Origin of the sequence: Micromonospora sp. WMMA1947 (genome assembly GCF_027497355.1) — a bacterium.
Taxonomy (GTDB): Bacteria; Actinomycetota; Actinomycetes; order Mycobacteriales; family Micromonosporaceae; genus Micromonospora.
This window is the reverse complement of sequence record NZ_CP114909.1, coordinates 596,506-616,129: the sequence shown is the minus strand read 5'-3', so window position 1 is coordinate 616,129 and position 19,624 is coordinate 596,506. Positions and strand designations below refer to the sequence as shown.

Genomic DNA, 19,624 nt, shown 5'->3' with positions numbered 1-19,624 from the left:
CCCCGCCCCGGCCCCCACTCCGCCCGACCGCCTCGTTGATCAAGGAATTTGTGTCCTCGGAGCCACCGAAATCCGCCCCAAACTCCTTGATCACCGGGGTGGGGGCGGCCTCGCGGCTGGGCGGTCAGAGGCCGGAGAGGCGCTGGCCGGCTCGGACGACGGCCATGGCGTGGCGTTCGCCGGGGCGGCGGCCGAGGCGCTCGATCGGGCCGGAGATGCTGATCGCGGCGATCACCCGCCCGGTGCGGTCGCGGATCGGCGCTGAGACGCTTGCCACACCCGCCTCCCGCTCGGCCACGCTCTGGGCCCACCCGCGCCGCCGCACCTCGGCCAGCGTGCGGCCGGTGAACTTGGAGCGGGGGAGCAGCGGCATGACCGCCTCCGGGGGCTCCCAGGCGAGCAGGATCTGCGCCGCCGACCCGGCGGTCATCGGCAGTACCGAGCCGACCGGGACGGTGTCCCGCAGGCCGCTGGCGCGCTCGGCGGCGGCCACACAGATCCGCTCGTCGGCGCGGCGCAGGTAGAGCTGGGCGCTTTCGCCGGTGGCGTCCCGTAGCGCGGCGAGCAGCGGCTCGGCGGCGGTGAGGAGCACGTCCGGGGCCGCGTTGGCCAGCTCGCCCAGGCGTGGACCCGGGCGCCAGCGCCCCTGGGTGTCCCGGACGAGCATCCGGTGTATCTCCAGCGCCTGTGCCAGCCGGTGCGCGGTGGCCCGGGGCAGCTTGGTGCGTTCAACGAGTTCGGCCAGGCTGGCGCCGTCGACACAGGCGGCCAGGATGACCACCGCCTTGTCGAGAACGCCGACACCGCTCATACTGTGTCCCACAAGCCGAAATTTACCTCCCAGAATTTAGGATGTCCAGATGGTGGGAGTCACTCAACCGAGGACCCTGGCCGAGAAGGTCTGGGACGCACACGTGGTCCGCGCCGCCGACGGCGAGCCGGACCTGCTCTTCATCGACCTGCACCTGCTGCACGAGGTGACCAGCCCGCAGGCGTTCGACGGGCTGCGTCTGGCCGGGCGCGGGGTCCGCCGTACCGACCTGACGATCGCGACCGAGGACCACAACACCCCGACCGGGTACGACGACCCGGCGTTCCGCTCCCGGCGCGGCGACCTGCTCACGATCGCGGATCCCACCTCCCGCACCCAGATCGAGACGCTGCGCCGCAACTGCGCCGAGTTCGGCATCCGCCTGCACCCGCTGGGCGACGACAACCAGGGCATCGTGCACGTCATCGGCCCGCAGCTGGGCCTCACCCAGCCCGGCATGACGATCGTGTGCGGCGACTCGCACACCGCGACCCACGGCGCCTTCGGAGCGCTGGCGTTCGGCATCGGCACCAGTGAGGTCGAACACGTCCTGGCCACGCAGACGCTGCCGCAGGCCCGCCCGAAGACCATGGCCGTGAACGTCGTCGGCGAGCTGGGCCCCGGCGTCACCGCCAAGGACCTGGTGCTCGCGCTGATCACGCAGGTCGGCACCGGCGGTGGGCGTGGTCACATCGTCGAGTACCGGGGCGAGGCGATCCGCGACCTCTCGATGGAGGGGCGGATGACGATCGCGAACATGTCCATCGAGTGGGGCGCCAAGGCCGGCATGATCGCGCCGGACGAGACCACGTTCGCGTACCTGAAGGGCCGGCCCAACGCGCCCCAGGGCGACGACTGGGACGCGGCGCTGGAGTACTGGCGGACGCTGCCCACCGACGAGGGCGCGACCTTCGACACCGAGGTCACCCTCGACGCGAGCCGGATCACGCCGTTCGTCACCTGGGGCACCAACCCCGGGCAGGGCGCGCCGCTGGGCGCCACCGTGCCGGACCCGGAGGAGTTCGTCACCGAGCCGGAGCGGGTCGCCGCCCGGCGCGCGCTGGAGTACATGGACCTCACCCCGGGCACCCCGCTGCGCGACCTCGCCGTGGACGTGGTGTTCGTCGGCTCCTGCACCAACGGCCGCCTGGAGGACCTGCGGGCCGCCGCCGAGGTGCTGCGCGGACGGCGGGTCGCCGACGGCGTACGCATGCTGGTGGTCCCCGGCTCCGCCGCGGTCCGGGAGGCGGCCGAGATCGAAGGGCTGGACAAGGTCTTCACCGACGCCGGCGCCGAGTGGCGCTTCGCCGGCTGCTCGATGTGTCTGGGCATGAACCCGGACACCCTGAAGCCGGGCCAGCGCTCCGCCTCGACCTCCAACCGCAACTTCGAGGGACGGCAGGGCCGGGGCGGGCGTACGCACCTGGTGTCCCCGCCGGTCGCCGCCGCCACCGCGGTCGTCGGCCGCCTGGCCGCTCCCGCCGACCTGTAGAAGGGCAGCCGAGAGATGGACAAGTTCACCACCCACACGGGCACCGCCGTGCCGCTGCGCCGATCCAACGTGGACACCGACCAGATCATCCCGGCGGTGTACCTCAAGCGGGTGACCCGGACCGGTTTCGCCGACGGGCTGTTCAGCGCGTGGCGGGAGGACAAGTCATTCGTCCTCAACGATCCGGCTCATTCGGGTGCGTCGATTCTGATCGCCGGTCCCGAGTTCGGCACCGGATCCTCCCGGGAGCATGCCGTCTGGGCGCTGCGGGACTGGGGCTTCCGGGCCGTCATCTCGCCTCGCTTCGGCGACATCTTCCGCGGCAACGCGCTCAAGGAAGGCCTCCTTCCGGTCGAGCTGGAATTGAAAGCCGTGGAAGAATTGTGGGATCTCGTGGAATCGGAGCCGAGCACTCCGATCACTGTCGACCTCGCCTCCCGCCAGGTCCACGCCGGTGACGCCACCTGGGCCTTCCCGCTGGACGACCACAGCCGCTGGCGGTTGATGGAGGGCTTGGATGACATTGGACTCACCCTCCGGCACGAGGCCGACATCAGCGCCTTCGAGGCGTCCCGGCCGTCGTTCCTGCCGTCGGTAGCCTGACCGCAGACCGCATTTCGCCCCCACCGGCCTCGCTGGTGGGGGCGAATCCGTTGCGACACAAGGGCTTTTTTCCACCGAATGTTTGTGTCCAGGCAGCACAGGGCATACCGTGCGCGCAGAATGGCTCGCGTCGAGTCAGTTGCACAATCGGGAGGAAGTCGTGAACAAGGCCGAGCTCATCGAGGCGCTCGCCGTTCGCCTGGGGGACCGGAAGACGGCGACGGCCGCGCTCGACGCGGTTCTCGCTGAGGTCCAGGCGGCGGTCACCAAGGGCGAGAAGGTGGCGATCACCGGTTTCGGAGCGTTCGAGAAGCGCGTCCGGGGAGCCCGAACAGCGCGCAATCCACGGACCGGCGAGGCGGTGAAGGTCAAGAAGACCTCCGTCCCGACGTTCCGGGCGGGCGCGGGCTTCAAGGAGATGGTGGCCAGCGGCAAGGTGCCCAAGGACACCGCCGCCGCGAAGAAGACCACCGGCGCCGCGAAGAAGACCACGGCGGCGAAGACCACCGGGGCCGCGAAGAAGACCACGGCGGCGAAGGCCACCAAGACCACCGCTACCAAGAAGGCCGCGCCGGCGAAGAAGGCCGCCGCGACCAAGACCACGGCGGCGAAGAAGACGACCGCGGCGAAGTCCACCGCGGCCAAGAAGACCACTGCCGCCAAGAAGACGACCGCGGCGAAGTCCGCCACGGCCAAGAAGACCACGGCGGCCAAGAAGGCGCCCGCGAAGAAGGCACCGGCCAAGAAGGCCGCCACCCGGCGCTGACCGGACGGCCCACGAAAGGGCGCCCACCGTTCGCGGTGGGCGCCCTTTCGCACGGGTACGCCGTTGACCGCCCGCCGTCGCGCCCCGCAGAATCGCCGTGCCGAAATCCCCCGTCGGTCACGAGAAGAGGCGCCCGTGCGGCACCGTCACCTCTCCACCCTCACGCTCGCGCTCGGTGTCGCGGTCCTGCTGGACGTGCTGCGGGTCTGGCTCCCGTCGGTCATCACCCTGTTCGGCCGGGCCGCCGAGACGCCCGCAGAGTTGCTCGGCGCGTTCGCGCTCGGCTGGTTCCTGCTCGCCCTCGGCGCGCCCACGCTCGTACGCCGCGTCGGCCCCGCCCCGGTCGGTCTCGTCGCGGCCGGTGTGCTGGCCGCGGCCCGGCTGGCGCTGACCGCGCAACCCGGTGGCCCGGCCCAGCTCTGGCTGGCCTGCGCCGGGCTGCTCGCCGGCCTGGTCTGGCTCGCCGCCGTGGCCGCGACCGTGCCGCGCCCGGTCGCCGGGCTGGCGCTCGGCCTGGCCGGGAACGCGGTCGGGCACGCCCTGCTCGGCACCGAGGACCTGGTGTGGCGTGGCGGTGCGCTCGCCTGGAGCCTGAGCGCCCTGCTGGTGCTGGTGTTCCTGGCCGCATCGGTGGCGGTACGGCGGGAGCGGGGGAGCGGCGACGCGGCGGGAACGGCCGGTGCGGCCGACGGCGACGCCGGGCGGCGCGTGCCTGTCCCGGGTCGCCGGGCCTGGTTGCTGTGCGGGCCGGCGCTGCTGCTGGCCGGTCAGGTGGCGCTCGCCCCGGCGCTCTGGAGCGCCGCCGCCGGCACCGGATCGCCCGGCTTCCCGGGCCTCGCCCGCCCGGCCGGCGGACACCTGCTGGGCGCGCTCGCGGTGCTGCTGTTCCTCGCGGCGGCGTTGTTCCGGGCACCGGCGCACGTGGCGCGGGTGCTGTGGCCGTTGGCGCTGCTCGCCGGGTCGGTGCTGTTCGTGACCGGGCTTCTCGTCCCGGCGTACCTGCTGACCGCCGCCGGTCTCGGCGGCTGCCTGGCGCTCACCGACGCGGCCGCCGACCGGGCCGCCGCCACCGACGGACGAGACGCGGACGGCGGGCGGGCGGGGGCGCGGCGCGGGCGGGCGGCGGCGCTCGGGATGCTGGTGTTCGCGGTGGCCACGGTGGCCTACTACGCCGCCTACGACCTGGGGTACCCCAACGGCTGGGCGCCGGTCGCCACGGCCGTCCTGGTGGCTCTGGTGGCGGCTACGGCGCCTCTCCGGCCCGCCCCGGCGTCGTCCGGCGCGGCGGTTCCCGGCCCGGTGCTGCCCGCCCCGGTCCGGATCGCTGCCCTGGCGGGGCTCACCGCGCTGGCCGGGCTCGCCGCCGCGCTGCACGTGCCGCCGGCACCGGCCCGCGCCACGAGCGCCACGGCGACGGTACGGGTGGCGGCGTACAACATCCGGATGGGGTTCGGCCTGGACGGCCGGCTGGACCTGGACGCGGTGGCCCGGGAGTTGCGCGGCGCGGACGTGGTGCTGCTCAGCGAGGTCGACCGGGGCTGGTGGCTCAACGGCGGCCACGACACGCTGGCGTTGCTGGCCGGGCGGCTGGAGATGCCGTACGTCTTCGCGCCCGCCGCCGATCCGGTCTGGGGCGACGCGGTGCTGAGCCGTTTCCCGATGCGGTCCGGGCAGACCCGGCGGCTGAGGGCGCACGGCGCGCCGACCGGGGCGCAGGCGCTCGGCGTCACGCTCGACCTCGGCGGCCGGGAACTGGCCGTGGTGGCCACGCACCTGCAGCCGCCGCCCGGCCGGGATCCGGTCGAGCAGGCGGGCGAGGTGGCCGCGTTCGCCGGGCGGTACGCGAACGGCCGTCCACTGGTGCTGGGCGGCGACCTGAACACCGAGCCGGACGACGCGGCGTTCGCCGAGTTCACCCGCACCGGGCTGGTGGACGCGCTGGCCGCGGCCCGGCCGCTGCGGACGAGCCCGGCCGACGACCCCCGCACCCAGATCGACCACGTCTTCACCTCGCCGGGCCTGACCGCCGGCGAGGTACGCGCACCGCGCACCGAGGCCAGCGACCACCTGCCGGTGACGCTCACCGTCACGCTGCCCTGAACCGCCGCCGCCCGCCTCACAACCGGTCGGGCAGCACGAGCCGGTCGCCGGCGAACGGCAACAGCCAGCCGCCGCCCTTCGCGGTGGTGAAGTCCTCGCCCACGCGGCCGGTGAGGCGTTCCAGCGCACCCGGGATCACCTTGCCCTGGCTGCACACCGCGACCGTCCCGACGGCCTGCGCCAGCGTGGTCAGCCGGGCCGCGGCGGCGAGCGCGCACTCCTCGACCTGCTGGCCCGGCGCCGGCTCGTCGAAGTCGCCGCAGACCTCGATCGGCAGGTCCAGCCGGGCCGCCGACGGGTCCAGCGTCTGCACGCAGCGCCGGGCCGAGGCGGAGAACAGGCGGGCCGGGCGGACCAGCGCGACGAGCGGGACCAGCGCCCGCGCCTGCGTCCACCCCTGCTCGTCCAGTGGGCGGCCGTGGTCCGGGCCGGTCCAGGTGCCGCGCTTGCCGGCGTGCGCGTGCCGGACCAGCAGCACCGTCGCGGTGACCGGCGGCAGCGCCGCGAACGCGGCGATCACCTCGGCGTCGTGCGGGTAGCTGACCCGGCGTACCGCGTCGTCGACCGGGAACCAGGCCACGTCGTCGACCTCGGTGCCGGGCTGGAAACCGCCAGTGCCCGCCGCCCGCATGGACCAGTAGTCGACCGCCTTGGCGTGCCCCTCGCTGCGGTAGCGGACCGTGGGCAGGCGGACCTGCGGCACGGCCCGGACGTCGGTCTCCTCGGCCACCTCGCGGACGGCCGCCACCAGCGGATGCTCGTCGCGGTCCAGCTTGCCCTTCGGCAGCGACCAGTCGCCGTACCGGGGGCGGTGCACCAGGCAGACCTCGACGCCGGCCGGACCCGGGCGCCACACCACGCCGCCGGCAGCCCGGATCCGTACCGGTTCGTCGTCGCTCACCCGCTCACCGTATGCCCGCCCGGCACGCGCCACGGCCCGGTCAGTCCGCCCGGCCGCCGACCCGGCGCAGCAACAGATCCTGGAGGTGGGTCAGCGGCACGTCGCCGTCCCCGGTTCGCCGGTGCCAGGTGCCGTCCGCGGCCAGTTCGAACGCGTCCACGTCGCTGTCGAACGCGGCGGTGAGGACGTGGTCCAGCTCGGCCCGGGCCACCGGGTCGCTCACCTGCACCAGCGCCTCCACCCGGCGGTCCAGGTTGCGGTGCATCAGGTCGGCCGAGCCCATCCAGAACTCGGCGTCGCCGTTGTTGCCGAACCGGAAGATCCGGGAGTGTTCCAGGAACCGGCCGAGGATCGAGCGGACCCGGATGTTCTCCGACAGGCCCGGCACGCCCGGCCGCAACGTGCACATGCCGCGGATCAGCAGGTCGACGTGCACGCCTGCCCGCGACGCCCGGTAGAGCGCGTCGGTGATCTCCTCGTCCACCAGGGAGTTCACCTTGAACTGCACCAGCCCGGGCATGCCCAGCCGGACGTGCTCGATCTCCCTGTCGATGCGCTCGATCAGGCCGCTGCGGATGCCCTGCGGCGCCACCAGCAGCCGCCGGAACGCGGTCTGCCGGCTGTAGCCGGTGAGCACGTTGAACAGGTCGGTCAGGTCGGCGCCGATCTCCGGGTCGGCGGTGAGCATGCCGAAGTCCTCGTAGAGCCGGGCCGTCTTCGGGTGGTAGTTGCCGGTGCCGATGTGGCAGTAGCGGCGGATCTGGTTGCCCTCCTGGCGTACCACCAGCGCGGTCTTGCAGTGCGTCTTGAGCCCCACCAGGCCGTAGACGACGTGACAGCCGGCCCGTTCCAGCGTGCGCGCCCAGCCGATGTTCGCCACCTCGTCGAAGCGCGCCTTCAGCTCGACCAGCACCACCACCTGCTTGCCGGCCGCGGCCGCGTCGACGAGCGCGTCGACGATCGGGGAGTCGCCGCTGGTGCGGTAGAGCGTCTGCTTGATGGCGAGCACGTTCGGGTCGGCCGCCGCCTGCTCGACGAAGCGCTGCACGCTGGTGGCGAACGAGTGGTACGGGTGGTGCACCAGCACGTCGCCGTCGCGCAGCGTGGCGAAGACGCTGCGCGGCACCTCACCCTCTGCCAGACGCGGATGGGTGGCCGGCACGAACGACGGGTCCTTCAGGTCGGGCCGGTCCGCCTCGCCGTAGACCTGCCAGAGCGCGGAGAGGTCGAGCAGGCCGCGTACGCGCAACACGTCGTGGCCGTCCATGTCCAGCTCGCGGACCAGCAGCTCCAGCATGTGGTCGGAGATCGAGGCGGCGACCTCGAGGCGTACCGGCGGGCCGAACCGGCGCCGGGCCAGCTCCCGTTCCAGCGCCTGGAGGAGGTCCTCGTCGCGGTCCTCGTCCACCTCCACCTCGGCGTTGCGGGTCACCCGGAACAGGTGGCACTCGACCACCTGCATGCCGGAGAACAACTGGCCGAGGTGCACCGAGATGAGGTCCTCGACCGGCAGGAACCGCACGCCCGGCTGGTCGCGGTGCACCCGGACGAACCGGGGCACGTTGTTCGGCACCTTCACCCGGGCGAACAGCTCCGAGCCGCCGTCCGGGTCGCGTACCGACACGGCCAGGTTCAGCGACCGGCCGGAGATGTACGGGAACGGGTGCGCCGGGTCGACCGCCAGCGGGGTGAGCACCGGGAAGATGTGCTCCCGGAACCAGGTGCGCAGCCGTTCCCGCTCGGCGTCGTCCAGGTCGCTCCAGCGCAGTATGCGGATCTCCTCGGCGGCGAGCTTCGGCAGCACGTCGTCGACGAGGCAGGCGGCGTGCCGGGCGACCAGGCCGGCGGCCTTGGAGGTGATCAGGTCGAGCTGGGTGCGCAGCGGCAGCCGGTCACCGCCGCGTACCGGCAGGCCGGCGGAGAGCCGCCGCTTCAGCCCGGCCACGCGGACCATGTAGAACTCGTCGAGGTTGCTGGCGAAGATGGCCAGGAACTTCGCCCGTTCCAGCAGCGGGGTGCGCGGATCCTCGGCGAGCGCCAGCACCCGGGCGTTGAAGTCGAGCCAGGACAGCTCCCGGTTGAGGAAGCGGTCCTCCGGCAGCGGCGGCGTGGTCGGTGGCCCGGCGTCCGCGGCGGTCCCGTCGGCCGGGCCGGGACCCTCGACCGGGTCCAGCGGCTCGTCCAGCCCGGTGGCGGCGGTCGCGTCCGGATCGGCGCCGAGGCGCTCCTCCGGGGGCCGGGTCTGGCGGAACCGCCCGTCCGAGCCGCGGGTGGGGCGGCCGTTGCGGGGCGTGCCGGGGTCGAGGATCGGCGGCGGGCCGTCGGGGTGCTCGCGAGGGGTGCTCACCACCTCATGATTCCCCGATAAGGGTGAACGGAAAATGAACTCGGGCCAGGTTGTTCACGCCATCGTCGGCAAGGTCACCCGGACCACCTCGCCGTCGGCGTCCCGCTCGATCCGGACACGCTGCCCCAGACGGAGCAGCCGCAGCCCGGAGGCGTCGAACGCGCGGGCCGGGAACGCCAGTTCGGTGCCGTCGTCGAGCAGCAGCACACCGCTGCGGGTCGACGCGTCGTAGGTCGCCACCGTGCCCTGCATGCCAGCACCGTACCGGACCGCCCCGGCGACCCGGGCCAGCAGCGCGGCGGTGCGCGGCCCCACGCCCAGCCCGGCGGCGTCGGCCAGGTCCGCCGGGGTGTCCACGTCGCGGCGCAGGCTGGGCCAGTCCCCGGCGAGCGGCAGCGCCCCGCCCGCCGCGTGCGCCGCGGCCGAGCCGGGCCCGAACCGCGGCGCCAGCGGCGCCCCGGCCGGCGCGGCGAGCAGCACCGTGCCTCCGCCGGGGGCGTCCGCCACGAACCCGCGTACCCCCTGGGTGGCACGCAGGGCGGCGGCCAGGTCGGCCGGTCGCAGCGCCGGCAGGTCGGCGGTCAGGCCGGCCACGGCGGCGCGCGGCCCGGCGACCGCCGCGCCGTGCCGGAACGCCGCGTTCAGGCCGCCGCCGGGGTCGCTCGCGACGCGGGCGCCCGCCGCGCCGGCCGCCGCGGCCACCCGCGGGTCGTCGGTGACCACGAGCACCCCGGCGACCGCCGGGCACGCCCGCACCGCGCGCAGCGTGTCGGCCGCCAGGGCCAGCGCCAGCTCCTCGTGGGGTACGCCGGGCAGCGCGCCCCGCAGACGGCTCTTCGCCGCCGGAAGGCGCTTCACCGGCATCACCACGGTCCAGCGGGCCTCAGACACGCCGACCATCCTGCCAGCGGGAGCGCCGACACCCGCACTGGCCGCAGCGGGGGCGAACAGGCATGATTCTGTGCCGGGGCGCGAGGGCGGATCGAGGAGGCACTGTGGCACGGCGCAGGCTGGGGTTCTGGCGACGGCTCGCCGTGGTGCTGGTGAAGCCGCTGATGACCGTCTGGACCCGGCGCACCTGGCGGGGCATGGAGCACCTGCGCCACGACGGCGGTGTGATCCTCGTGCCGAACCACATCTCGCACGCCGACCCGCTCGTGGTGGCGCACTACATCTACGACGCCGGGCGCTGGCCGCGCTTCCTCGGCAAGGCCAGCGTGTTCCGGGTGCCGGTGGTCGGCGCGATCCTGCACCGGTGCCAGCAGATCCCGGTCGAGCGGGGCACCGTCGAGGCGGTCAAGTCGCTGGACAAGCTCGTCGCCGCGCTGGCCGAGGGCGGCGCCGTGGTGATCTACCCGGAGGGCACCACCACCCGGGAGCCGGACCTGTGGCCGATGAAGGGCAAGACCGGCGCGGCCCGGCTGGCGCTCGCCACCGGCGCCCCGGTGGTCCCGATCGCCATGGTCGGCCCGGAACGGATGTTCGACCCGCGTACGGCCCGGTTCGGGCTGCGCCCGCGCACGCCGGTGACGGTGATCGCCGGGCCGCCGGTGGACCTGAGCCCCTGGGCCGGCGCCACGCCGACCCGGCCGATCCTGGAGGAGATGACGGACACCATCATGCTGCGCATCCGGGATCTGGTCGCGGAGATCCGCGGCGGCACACCACCGCCGCTCTGGCAGCGGCCCGCCCGCACCGGCACCCGGGAGGTCACCGAATGAGCGGGCACGTCGCCGTGCTGGGCGCCGGTTCCTGGGGGACCGCGTTCGCCAAGATCCTCGCCGACGCCGGGCGGGACGTGACGGTCCTGGCCCGCCGGGCCGCCGTGGCCGAGGCGATCCGGACCGGGCGGCACAACCCGGAGTACCTGCCGGGGATCCGCCTGCCCGAGCGGGTGACAGCCACCGGCGACGCCGCCGAGGCGATCGAGGGAGCCGAGGTGGTCGTGCTCTCGGTGCCCTCGCAGACGCTGCGCGGCAACCTCGCCGACTGGACGCCGTACCTGGCGCCGGACGCCACGCTCGTGTCGCTGATGAAGGGCATCGAGCTGGGCACCACCAAGCGGATGAGCCAGGTGATCACGGAGACCGCCGGGGTGCCCGCCGACCGGGTGGTGGTCGTCTCCGGGCCCAACCTGGCCCCCGAGATCGCCGCCGAGCAGCCGGCCGCCACCGTGGTCGCCGGCGCCGACAGCCGCCGGACCGCGCTGGTGCAGGCGTCCATCCGTACGCCGTACTTCCGCCCGTACACGAACGACGACGTGATCGGCTGCGAGCTGGGCGGCGCGGTCAAGAACGTGATCGCGCTGGCGTACGGCATCGCCACCGCGATGGGCTTCGGCGACAACACCCGGGCCATGCTGATGACCCGGGGGCTCGCCGAGACCGCCCGGCTGGGCGTGGCGCTCGGGGCCGACCCGATCACGTTCGCCGGGCTGGCCGGCATGGGCGACCTGGTCGCCTCCTGCTCGTCGCCGATGGCCCGCAACCGCACCTTCGGCGAGCACCTGGGCCGGGGCGAGACGCTGGAACAGGCCCAGGCGGCCACCCGGCAGACCGCCGAGGGCGTCAAGAGCTGCCTGGCCATCCGCGACCTGGCCCGCGCGCACGGGGTGGAGATGCCGATCACCGAGCAGATCGAGCGGATCTGCCACGAGGGGATGGATCCGCGCCTGGCGGTGGACGCGCTGATGAGCCGTACCGCCAAGCCCGAGTCGTACGAGTGAGCGGAGCCGGGATGAGCAGCGAGCACTGGGGTGACGGCACGCGCAGCGTGCACGCCGGCCTGCCGGACGCGGTACCCGGGCAGCCGTTCCTGCCCGGCCCGGTCTTCGCGGCGCCGTACCACCTGGACCCGGAGCGCGGCCCGTCCGCGGCGACGAACGGGTACGGGCGGCCCGACAACCCCACCCGGCGGCTGCTGGAGACCGCGGTCGGCGAGCTGGAGGGCGGCGACTGCCGGGTCTTCGCCAGCGGCCAGGCGGCCATCACCGGGCTGTTGCTGACACTGCTGCGCCCCGGCGACACCGTGCTGCTGCCCGCCGACGGCTACTACTCGGTGCGCGCGTTCGCCTCGGGCACGCTGGAACAGCTCGGCGTACGCGTGGTGCTCGTGCCGACGGCCGGGCCGTACCCGTCGTTCGACGGCGTACGGCTGGTGCTGCTGGAGACCCCGGCGAACCCCGGCCTGGACGTCGTCGACGTGCGCGCGGTGGCCGCCGCCGCGCACGCCGCCGGTGCGCTGGTGGCGGTGGACAACACCACCGCCACGCCGCTCGGGCAGCGCCCGCTGGACCTCGGCGCGGACGTGGTGGTCGCCTCCGGCACCAAGGCGCTGACCGGCCACTCCGACCTGCTGCTGGGCTACCTGGCGACCCGCGACGCCGGGCTGCGGGACGCGGTGACCACGTGGCGCAACGCCACCGGCGGGGTGCCCGGCGCGTTCGACTGCTGGCTGGCGCACCGTTCGCTGGCCACGCTCGACCTGCGGCTGGCCCGGCAGACCGCCAACGCGCGGGCGCTGGCCGATCTGCTCGCGGCCCGGCCGGACGTCACCGGGGTCCGCTGGCCCGGCTGGCCCGAGGATCCGGCGTACCCGGTCGCGTCGGCCCAGATGCGGCGCGTGCCCGGTGTGCTCTCGTTCGACCTGGGCGACGAGGGCCGGGTGGCCCGGTTCCTCGGCGCGGCCCGGCTGGTGGCCGCCGCCACCTCGTTCGGCGGCCTGCACACCACAGCCGACCGGCGGGCCCAGTGGGGCGACGACACGGCGCCGGGCTTCGTGCGTTTCTCCTGCGGCGTCGAGGACACCGACGACCTGCTCGCCGACGTGGCGGCGGCGCTCGACGCGGCGGACTGACGGCGTATCGGCCGCTGGGCTATGGTGACGGGCAGCCACGGCCCGTGCGGCCCCGACCCGAGGAGGTGAGTCCGATCCACAAGCAGAGGACCGGCGCTCCCTCCGAGTCCGCGTCGCCTCGGGGCTGAGGCGACGCCGGGGGCGCCGACGAGCGCTTCCCGAAAGGCTTGCCATGGCATCCACCGTGTTCACCCCCGACCGTCCCGCCCTCGTCCGGCGGCTGCGCGCCGCCGGTTGCGTCTTCGCCGAGGACGAGGCGGACCTGCTGATCGCCGCCGCCGACTCGGCGCAGTCGCTGACCCGGCTGGCCGACCGTCGGGTCGCCGGCCTGCCGCTCGAGCACCTGCTCGGCTGGGCCGAGTTCTGCGGCCGGCGGATCGCCGTGCACCCGGGCGTCTTCGTGCCGCGCGGTCGTACCGCCCTGCTCGTCGACGCGGCGACGGCGCTCGCCGGGCCGGCGCCGGCGGTGCTCGACCTGTGCTGCGGCTCCGGCGCCGCCGCGGTGGTGCTGCACGAGCGGCTGGCGCCCCGCTGGCTGGCCGCCGCCGACATCGACCCGGTGGCGGTGGCCTGCGCCCGGCGCAACCTCGAACCGCTGGGCGTCCCGGTCTACGAGGGCGACCTGTTCGACGCGGTACCGGCCGGCCGGCGCGGGACGCTGGACCTGGTGGTGGCGAACGCGCCGTACGTGCCGAGCGCCGCGGTGGCCTCGCTGCCGGCCGAGGCGCGCCTGTACGAGGCCCCGGTGGCGCTGGACGGCGGCGCGGACGGTCTGGCCGTGCTGCGCCGGGTCGCCTCCGGCGCGGCGCAGTGGCTCGCCCCGGGCGGGCACGTCGTGGTCGAGGCGAGCGTGGCGCAGGCCCCGGAGCTGTGCGTCGTGTTCGCCGCCGCCGGGCTGGAACCGGCGGTGGTCCGCGACGAGGAGCGCGAGGCCACAGCGGTGACCGCCCGCCGCCCCGGCTGACCATGGCGGGGGAGTCCCGCCGGGGCATGGCGGGTGGCCCGGACGGGAACTAGCCTCGGGTCAGGCGCGGCGGGAGGCGGTGGCGGTGGGCAGCGCAGGTGTGCCGGTGGTGGTGGGGCTGGACAACGGGGGCACTAGGGCGTGTCCTGTCGATCATGGGAGCCAGATGACGGCAGCGATCAGGACGAGGCCGGCTCGGTAGAGGGATGCACGTTTGGCGTATCGAGTTGCCAGGTCACGCCACTGCTTGAGCCGGTTGAAGCAGCGTTCCACGACGTTGCGCTTCTTGTAGATCGCCTTGTCGAAGGCCGGTGGTCGCCCGCCGTGGCTGCCCTTGGCGGCCCGGCGAGCGACCTGGTCGCTGCGTTCCGGGATGACGTGCCGGATCCCGCGTTGTCGCAGGGCTCGCCGGGTCGAGTCATGTGCATAGCCCTTGTCCGCGATCAGCACCTCCGGTCGCTTGCGGGGCCGCCCCGGCCCGGGCTCGTTGACGCGGATCGCGTCCAGCAGCGCCAACAGCTGCGGGTTGTCGCCGGCTTGGCCGGGGGTGAGCAGGATCGACAGCGGCCGTCCGCGTCCGTCGACCGCGAGGTGAATCTTCGTGCTCAACCCGCCGCGGGACCGGCCGATGGCCTCGCCATCCTGCGCACCAGGCGTCGCCGCACTTGCCGGGGAGCCCCCTTTTTGCGGGCGCCAGCGGCATGCTGGTGCGCCCGCACGATCGACGAGTCGATGCTGATCGTCCACTGCACCGGCGTGCCGTCGTCATGCACCTGCGCCGCGGCCAGGACCCGATCCCATGTCCCATCAGCGGTCCAGCGGCGCAGCCGTTCGTGGCAGGTCTTCCACGGCCCGAAGCGTTCCGGCAGGTCACGCCACGGCGCACCCGTACGCAGCTTCCACAAGATCCCGTTGATGACCTGACGGTGATCCCGCCACCGCCCCCGCGCCCCACCAGGTTCCGGTAGCAGCGGCGCGATCACCGCCCACGCCTCATCGGTCAACTCACCACGACGCACCACCGGCACATCGTCAACGATCAACCACTACATGATCGACAGGACACGCCCTAGTGACAACGCCACGGTGCTGACCGTCGACGGCCGGTTCCTGGTGGACGGGCTGCTGGAGATCCCGAGCGACGTCGGCGCCGGCCCGGTGGCGGCGGTGGAGGCGCTGGCGCGGGCGTTCGACGGCGTCCTGGCCCACACCGGCGTACCGCGTGACCTGGTCCGCGCGATCGGGCTGGACACGCCCGGCCCGGCCAGCGCCACCGGCGTGATCTCCTCGCGCGGCTCGACGAACTTCTCCCAGCCCGCCTGGCGGGGCTTCGACGTGCGCACCGCGCTGGAGCGGCGGCTGGGCCTGCCCGTGGTGTACGCGAACGACGGCAACGCCGCCGCGCTCTACGCCCACCACGTGCACTTCGGCACCGAGGCGATGGCCCGGTCGTCGGTGTCGGCGATCGTCGGCACCGGGCTCGGCGGGGGCGTGGTGGAGTCCGGCCGGGTGGTCAGCGGCGCGGCCGGCATGGCCGGCGAGTTCGGGCACGTGCACATCCCGCTGGACGGCCTGGTCGAGCCGGACCAGGCGGCACCGGTCTGCGCCTGCGGCTTCACCGGGGACGCGGAGAGCGTCGCCTCGCTCACCGCGATCCGGCGCAACCTGCTGCCGTACTGGCTGGCCCGGCACCCGGAGCATCCGCTCGCGGCACAGGAGCCGGACCGGGCGGCGAAGCTGCTGCGCGGCTACGGCGAACGTGGCGACCCGCTGGCCCGTCAGGTGTTCGGCCAGCAGGCCAAGGCGCTGGGGCGGCTGTTCACCATCGCGGCCAACTTCACCGACCCGCACGCGTACTTCGTCGGCGGGGGCGTGGTGGAGGCGGCGCCGGAGTTCCGGGACTGGTTCCTCGCCGCTGTCGCCGAGCACACGGTGCTCCGGGAGGAGCAGCGCGCGGTGGCCACGTTCGCGCTGGTGCCGGACCGGGACATGGCCGGCGCGCGGGGGGTGGCCATCGCGGCGCTGGAGGCGATCCGCGGGACCGTCACCGCCGCCGCCCCACTCGGCTGACGTCGCCTGCCGGCCGGCTCAGGCGCGCGGTGGCGGTCGGTGCGGTGGCGGGCGGGCTCAGGCGCGCGGCGGCGCGGCGGTGAACGCCGCCCAGGCGTGCGGCGGGAACATCAGCACCGGGCCGGCCGGGTCCTTCGAGTCGCGGACAGCCACCGCTGCGGGCAGCGGCGCCATCTCCACGCACGCGCCCTCGTCGCCACTGTGGCTGCTCTTGCGCCAGCGGGCCGGTGCGGGATTCGTGCCGTTCATCTGGTCACCTCTCGTTCAGCAGGCGGAGGAGCTGGTCCCGGCTGGCCGCGGGGCTCAGCGCCACGGTCCGCAGGTGCTCCATGATCTTGGCGCAGGTGCGCAGGTCACCCGGCCGGTCGAGGACCATCTGCCCGGCGACGGTCTCCACCGAGGCGATGATCGGGTCCTCCGGGTCGGCGAACTCCAGGATGTGCAGCGAGCCCCGGGTGCCCCGGTGGTAGCCGGCGGCCAGCGGGATCACCTGCACCGTGACGTTCGGCAGTTCGGCCATCTTCAGCAGGTGCTGGAGCTGGCCGGACATGACCGAGCGGTCGCCGACCGGGCGCAGCAGCGCGCCCTCGTCGATGATGGCGTCGAGGATCGGCGGCTCGGCGCCGGAGAGCCGCTGCTGGCGGTCCAGCCGTAGCTGGACCCGCTGCTCCACCTGCTCGTCGGTGAGCGTGTGGGGACCGCCGCGCATCACGCCGCGGATGTAGTCGGCGGTCTGGAGCAGGCCGGGCACCACCGACGGTTCGAAGTTCGCGATGCCCGTCGCCTCGGCCTCCAGCGCGATGAAGTCGATGGTGCGCTGGTCCAGCAGGTACGAATAGGACACCCACCAGCCCGGCTTGCGCGCGTCCTTCGCCAGCTCGACCGCCGCGGCGATGTCGGCCGGACCCACGCCGTAGCTGGTCAGCAGCGCGCGCACGGTGGCCGGACTGACCAGCGTCTGCGCGTTCTCGTAGCGGGACAACGTGCTCCGGGTGCTGTTGATCTCGTCGGCCGCGGCCTCCAGGGTGAGGCCGGCGGCCTCCCGGTGGGTCCGCAGGGCGATGCCGAGCCGTCGGGCCCGGGCGGTCTTCGGCGCCATGCATCGATGGTCGCACATCCGGCGGGAAAGCGGGCATGAGAGAAAGTCGATGAGAGTTGCATTCATGCCGGTAAACCTGTCACTGTGTGACGGCGTCCTCACCGCCGGTTGTCGTGGCGACGGTGGTGGTGAGCGACCGGAGGGGATGGGGCGCGCGGTGGTCGGATTCTTCACTCCCCCACGATCCGACCGCCGCGTGCCCCTGCCGGTCCACGAGACGGGGAGGGGTTCCGCGGTGACCAGGTTCCTGGTGGTCCTGACCGACGTGCGTCCACCGGACGGCACCCGGCGTGACGAACGGACCAGCCCGGAACGCCGCCGCCAGGTGGTCGGCGCGAGCAGCCGCGAGGCCGCCGACCGGATCGCCGGCGCGTTCATGGCGCTGGGCATGGTGCGGGCCGGCCGGCAACGCGTGAAGGTCATCGCGGTCGGCCGCCGGCCCCGGCACCCGGTCCTCTGAGGCCGGCCGTTCCGTTACTCCCTGTATAGGTCTTCCTGACCGTTTGCCACGCGACTCCGTGTCTCCCCGGGTAACGACCACCGCTTGCGGCAACGCACAGTAAGGTCAGTCGGGTGAGCGCCACCGGCGAGCACGGCCAGCCGCAGTCGCGAACGATGAGGTGACCATGACCACCCCAGGCAAGACCCGTGTGGCGATCGTCTTCGGCGGCCGCAGCCCCGAGCACGGCATCTCCTGCGTCAGCGCCGGCAGCGTGCTGGCCGCGCTGGACCCGGACGAGTTCGAGGTGGTGCCGGTCGGCATCACCCGGCAGGGCCAGTGGGTGCTCGCCAGCGGCGACCCGAGCGGGCTCGCCATCGCCGACCGCAAACTGCCCGAGATCACCGCCGGCTCCGGCGCCGAACTGGTGCTGCGCGCCGACCCCGCCGTCGGCGGCCTGATGGTCCTCGACCCGGCCCAGGGTCCGGTGGCGCTGGCCGACGTGGACGTGGTCTTCCCGGTGCTGCACGGCGCGTACGGCGAGGACGGCACCATCCAGGGGATGCTGGAGATGGCCGACATCCCCTACGTCGGGGCGAACGTCTTCGCCTCCGCTGCGGCGATGGACAAGGAGTTCACCAAGAAGCTCTGCGCCGCCGAGGGCATCCCGGTCGGCCCGTACGCGGTTCTGCGCGCCGGGATGTCACTGAGCGAGGAGGACAAGGAGCGCCTCGGGCTGCCCGTCTTCGTCAAGCCGTCCCGGGCCGGTTCCTCGTTCGGCATCACCAAGGTCGACGACTGGGCGGACCTGGACGCCGCGCTCGTCACCGCGCGGGAGATCGACAGCAAGGTGCTCGTCGAGGGCGCCGTGGTCGGCCGCGAGATCGAGTGCGGTGTGCTGGAGGGCGAGGCGGGCGGCGCGCCGGAGGCCTCCGTGCTCGCCGAGGTGCGGATGATCGGCGACCGCGACTGGTACGACTTCGAGGCCAAGTACATCTTCGCCGACGAGGTCTGCGAGTACGACGTACCGGCCGACCTGCCCGAGCCGGTGGCCCGGCAGGTGCGCGACTACGCCACCCGGGCGTTCACCGCGCTCGACTGCTCCGGCCTGGCCCGTGTCGACTTCTTCGTGACCCCGCAGATGGACGTCTACCTCAACGAGATCAACACGATGCCGGGCTTCACCCCGACGTCGATGTTCCCGCGGATGTGGTCGGCCAGTGGGCTGGAGTATCCGAAGCTGGTCAACCGGCTGATCCGTACCGCCCTGCACCGCCGCGCCGGCCGCTGACCGTTGCTCGGCGCCCGGCCGGATGTCCGGCCGGGCGTCAGGCGGAGCAGCCCGAGGGGGCCTGCTTCGCCGAGGGGACCGAGCTGACGATCGTCTCGGAGATCGAGGTCACCCACTGCAGCGGCGTCTCGTACGACTTCGGCACCCGGACCCGGATCGGCGTCTCCCGATCGACCGTGGTCAGCACCGTGGCGTCGGCCTCCTGCGCCGCGTGCCAGCAGACCTGGTTGACCGTCCACACCTCGTCGGTGGGCGGGAACTGCGCCGGGCTGCCACCGCAGGCCACCGTCAGCGCCGGGTCGCCGTACGCGGCGTTCTGCTCCGGGCCCGCGGTCACCGGTCGCTGCGCCAGGTCACGCACGCTGTCCGGGAGCTGCGACATCAGTGCCCGGCAGACGACGGTCGGGCGCTCGGCCAGCGCCGGGGCGGGCATCTCCACCGGCGCGCTGGACTGCGCCCGAGGGCTCGCCGACGCGCTCGGCGCGGCGTCCGGCGACTCCGGGGCCAGCTTGGCGAACGTGAACCCGGCGACCGCCAGGGTCACCGGCAGCGCGACGAGCGTCGCCCAGAGTGCGGCACGGCGGGTGGCGCCGTCCCGGCGGGGGGAGGTGTCCTTCTCGTCCACTTACAGCCGCACCACCGAACACGTGAGGGTGCGGGTGATGCCGGGCACCATCTGCACCTTGCTGACGATGAGTTTGCCGAGCTCGTCGACGGTGTTCGCCTCGGTGAGCACTACCACGTCGTACGGCCCGGTGACGGCGTCGACCCGTACCACGCCGGCCAGGTCCGCGATCAGACCGGCCACGTCACGCGCCCGGCCGACCTCGGTCTGGATGAGGATGTACGCCTGTACCACGACTCGACCTCCGTCCGTCGCCTCCGG

At 73.8% G+C, this 19,624-nt stretch carries 20 protein-coding genes and 1 pseudogene; 11 read left to right on the top strand and 10 right to left on the bottom strand.

Features of this window, described 5'->3' with window-relative positions:
- Positions 1–124: 124 nt before the first annotated feature.
- A complete protein-coding gene (locus tag O7604_RS02915; protein WP_013284529.1) occupies positions 125–811 on the bottom strand; it encodes an IclR family transcriptional regulator in 687 nt (228 codons plus the stop codon).
- 49 nt (positions 812–860) lie between these two features.
- Here O7604_RS02915 and leuC point away from each other — a divergent pair, with 49 nt between their 5' ends.
- The 4 genes from leuC (at position 861) to O7604_RS02895 (ending at position 5,772) form a co-directional block, all read left to right on the top strand.
- Complete coding sequence (gene leuC / locus O7604_RS02910; RefSeq protein WP_269701570.1) at positions 861–2,303, top strand: 3-isopropylmalate dehydratase large subunit; 1,443 nt, start codon at positions 861–863, stop codon at positions 2,301–2,303.
- A gap of 15 nt (positions 2,304–2,318) precedes the next feature.
- Positions 2,319–2,906, top strand: coding sequence for a 3-isopropylmalate dehydratase small subunit (leuD, locus tag O7604_RS02905; RefSeq protein WP_269701568.1), 588 nt, complete (start codon positions 2,319–2,321; stop codon positions 2,904–2,906).
- Positions 2,907–3,066: 160 nt separating this feature from the next.
- On the top strand, positions 3,067–3,672 hold the full coding sequence (locus O7604_RS02900; protein ID WP_332367298.1) for an HU family DNA-binding protein: 606 nt from the start codon (positions 3,067–3,069) through the stop codon (positions 3,670–3,672).
- Positions 3,673–3,807: 135 nt separating this feature from the next.
- A complete protein-coding gene (locus O7604_RS02895; protein ID WP_281578783.1) occupies positions 3,808–5,772 on the top strand; it encodes an endonuclease/exonuclease/phosphatase family protein in 1,965 nt (654 codons plus the stop codon).
- A gap of 16 nt (positions 5,773–5,788) precedes the next feature.
- Here the strand turns inward: O7604_RS02895 and O7604_RS02890 are convergent, their stop codons facing one another.
- The 4 genes and pseudogenes from O7604_RS02890 to cofC all read right to left on the bottom strand — a co-directional run.
- Complete coding sequence (locus O7604_RS02890; RefSeq protein ID WP_269701564.1) at positions 5,789–6,706, bottom strand: NUDIX hydrolase; 918 nt, start codon at positions 6,704–6,706, stop codon at positions 5,789–5,791.
- A gap of 7 nt (positions 6,707–6,713) precedes the next feature.
- Positions 6,714–9,020, bottom strand: a complete 2,307-nt coding sequence (locus O7604_RS02885) for an RNA degradosome polyphosphate kinase (RefSeq protein ID WP_269701562.1) — start codon at positions 9,018–9,020, stop codon at positions 6,714–6,716.
- 54 nt (positions 9,021–9,074) lie between these two features.
- A complete protein-coding gene (locus tag O7604_RS02880; RefSeq protein ID WP_043330566.1) occupies positions 9,075–9,272 on the bottom strand; it encodes a cold-shock protein in 198 nt (65 codons plus the stop codon).
- A gap of 39 nt (positions 9,273–9,311) precedes the next feature.
- Positions 9,312–9,920, bottom strand: a pseudogene (gene cofC, locus O7604_RS02875) (2-phospho-L-lactate guanylyltransferase); the annotation flags it as partial.
- Positions 9,921–10,015: 95 nt separating this feature from the next.
- Between cofC and O7604_RS02870 the strand changes: the two are divergent.
- The 4 genes from O7604_RS02870 to O7604_RS02855 all read left to right on the top strand — a co-directional run bounded on the left by O7604_RS02870 (position 10,016) and on the right by O7604_RS02855 (position 13,839).
- Positions 10,016–10,741 carry a lysophospholipid acyltransferase family protein gene (locus tag O7604_RS02870; RefSeq protein WP_269701560.1) on the top strand — a complete coding sequence of 242 codons (726 nt, stop codon included), beginning with the start codon at positions 10,016–10,018 and terminating at the stop codon, positions 10,739–10,741.
- Complete coding sequence (locus O7604_RS02865) at positions 10,738–11,745, top strand: NAD(P)H-dependent glycerol-3-phosphate dehydrogenase (protein ID WP_269701558.1); 1,008 nt, start codon at positions 10,738–10,740, stop codon at positions 11,743–11,745. Before O7604_RS02870 ends, O7604_RS02865 begins: the two co-directional genes overlap by 4 nt.
- An 11-nt stretch (positions 11,746–11,756) precedes the next feature.
- Positions 11,757–12,875, top strand: coding sequence for a cystathionine gamma-lyase (locus O7604_RS02860; RefSeq protein ID WP_281578782.1), 1,119 nt, complete (start codon positions 11,757–11,759; stop codon positions 12,873–12,875).
- 172 nt (positions 12,876–13,047) lie between these two features.
- A complete protein-coding gene (locus O7604_RS02855) occupies positions 13,048–13,839 on the top strand; it encodes a putative protein N(5)-glutamine methyltransferase (RefSeq protein ID WP_281578781.1) in 792 nt (263 codons plus the stop codon).
- Between the two features lie 153 nt (positions 13,840–13,992).
- Here the strand turns inward: O7604_RS02855 and O7604_RS02850 are convergent.
- Positions 13,993–14,858 (bottom strand): IS5 family transposase gene (locus O7604_RS02850; protein WP_269706856.1). Its coding sequence is split into 2 segments (ribosomal slippage): positions 13,993–14,525 and positions 14,525–14,858, totalling 867 coding nucleotides; the frame shifts between segments, so codons are not numbered across the junction.
- Between the two features lie 31 nt (positions 14,859–14,889).
- Here O7604_RS02850 and O7604_RS02845 point away from each other — a divergent pair.
- The gene (locus O7604_RS02845) at positions 14,890–15,909 is read left to right on the top strand and encodes an ROK family protein (RefSeq protein ID WP_281578780.1); all 1,020 of its coding nucleotides are present in this window, start codon (positions 14,890–14,892) and stop codon (positions 15,907–15,909) included.
- A gap of 57 nt (positions 15,910–15,966) precedes the next feature.
- Here the strand turns inward: O7604_RS02845 and O7604_RS02840 are convergent, their stop codons facing one another.
- Both O7604_RS02840 and O7604_RS02835 read right to left on the bottom strand, forming a co-directional pair.
- Positions 15,967–16,158 carry a DUF397 domain-containing protein gene (locus tag O7604_RS02840; RefSeq protein WP_269701554.1) on the bottom strand — a complete coding sequence of 64 codons (192 nt, stop codon included), beginning with the start codon at positions 16,156–16,158 and terminating at the stop codon, positions 15,967–15,969.
- A gap of 4 nt (positions 16,159–16,162) precedes the next feature.
- Positions 16,163–17,008 (bottom strand): helix-turn-helix transcriptional regulator, encoded by an 846-nt coding sequence (locus O7604_RS02835; protein WP_269701553.1) that lies wholly within the window; start codon positions 17,006–17,008, stop codon positions 16,163–16,165.
- 235 nt (positions 17,009–17,243) lie between these two features.
- Between O7604_RS02835 and O7604_RS02830 the strand changes: the two genes are divergently transcribed.
- Both O7604_RS02830 and O7604_RS02825 read left to right on the top strand, forming a co-directional pair.
- Positions 17,244–17,468, top strand: a complete 225-nt coding sequence (locus tag O7604_RS02830; protein WP_269701551.1) for a hypothetical protein — start codon at positions 17,244–17,246, stop codon at positions 17,466–17,468.
- Positions 17,469–17,634: 166 nt separating this feature from the next.
- A complete protein-coding gene (locus O7604_RS02825) occupies positions 17,635–18,738 on the top strand; it encodes a D-alanine--D-alanine ligase family protein (protein ID WP_091420221.1) in 1,104 nt (367 codons plus the stop codon).
- Between the two features lie 37 nt (positions 18,739–18,775).
- Here the strand turns inward: O7604_RS02825 and O7604_RS02820 are convergent, their stop codons facing one another.
- Together O7604_RS02820 and O7604_RS02815 are read right to left on the bottom strand one after the other, a co-directional pair.
- A complete protein-coding gene (locus tag O7604_RS02820; RefSeq protein ID WP_269701548.1) occupies positions 18,776–19,363 on the bottom strand; it encodes a DUF3515 domain-containing protein in 588 nt (195 codons plus the stop codon).
- Positions 19,364–19,597: an Lrp/AsnC ligand binding domain-containing protein gene (locus tag O7604_RS02815; RefSeq protein ID WP_013284547.1), complete on the bottom strand. Its 234-nt coding sequence runs from the start codon at positions 19,595–19,597 to the stop codon at positions 19,364–19,366. It lies immediately after the preceding gene.
- Positions 19,598–19,624 lie beyond the last annotated feature (27 nt).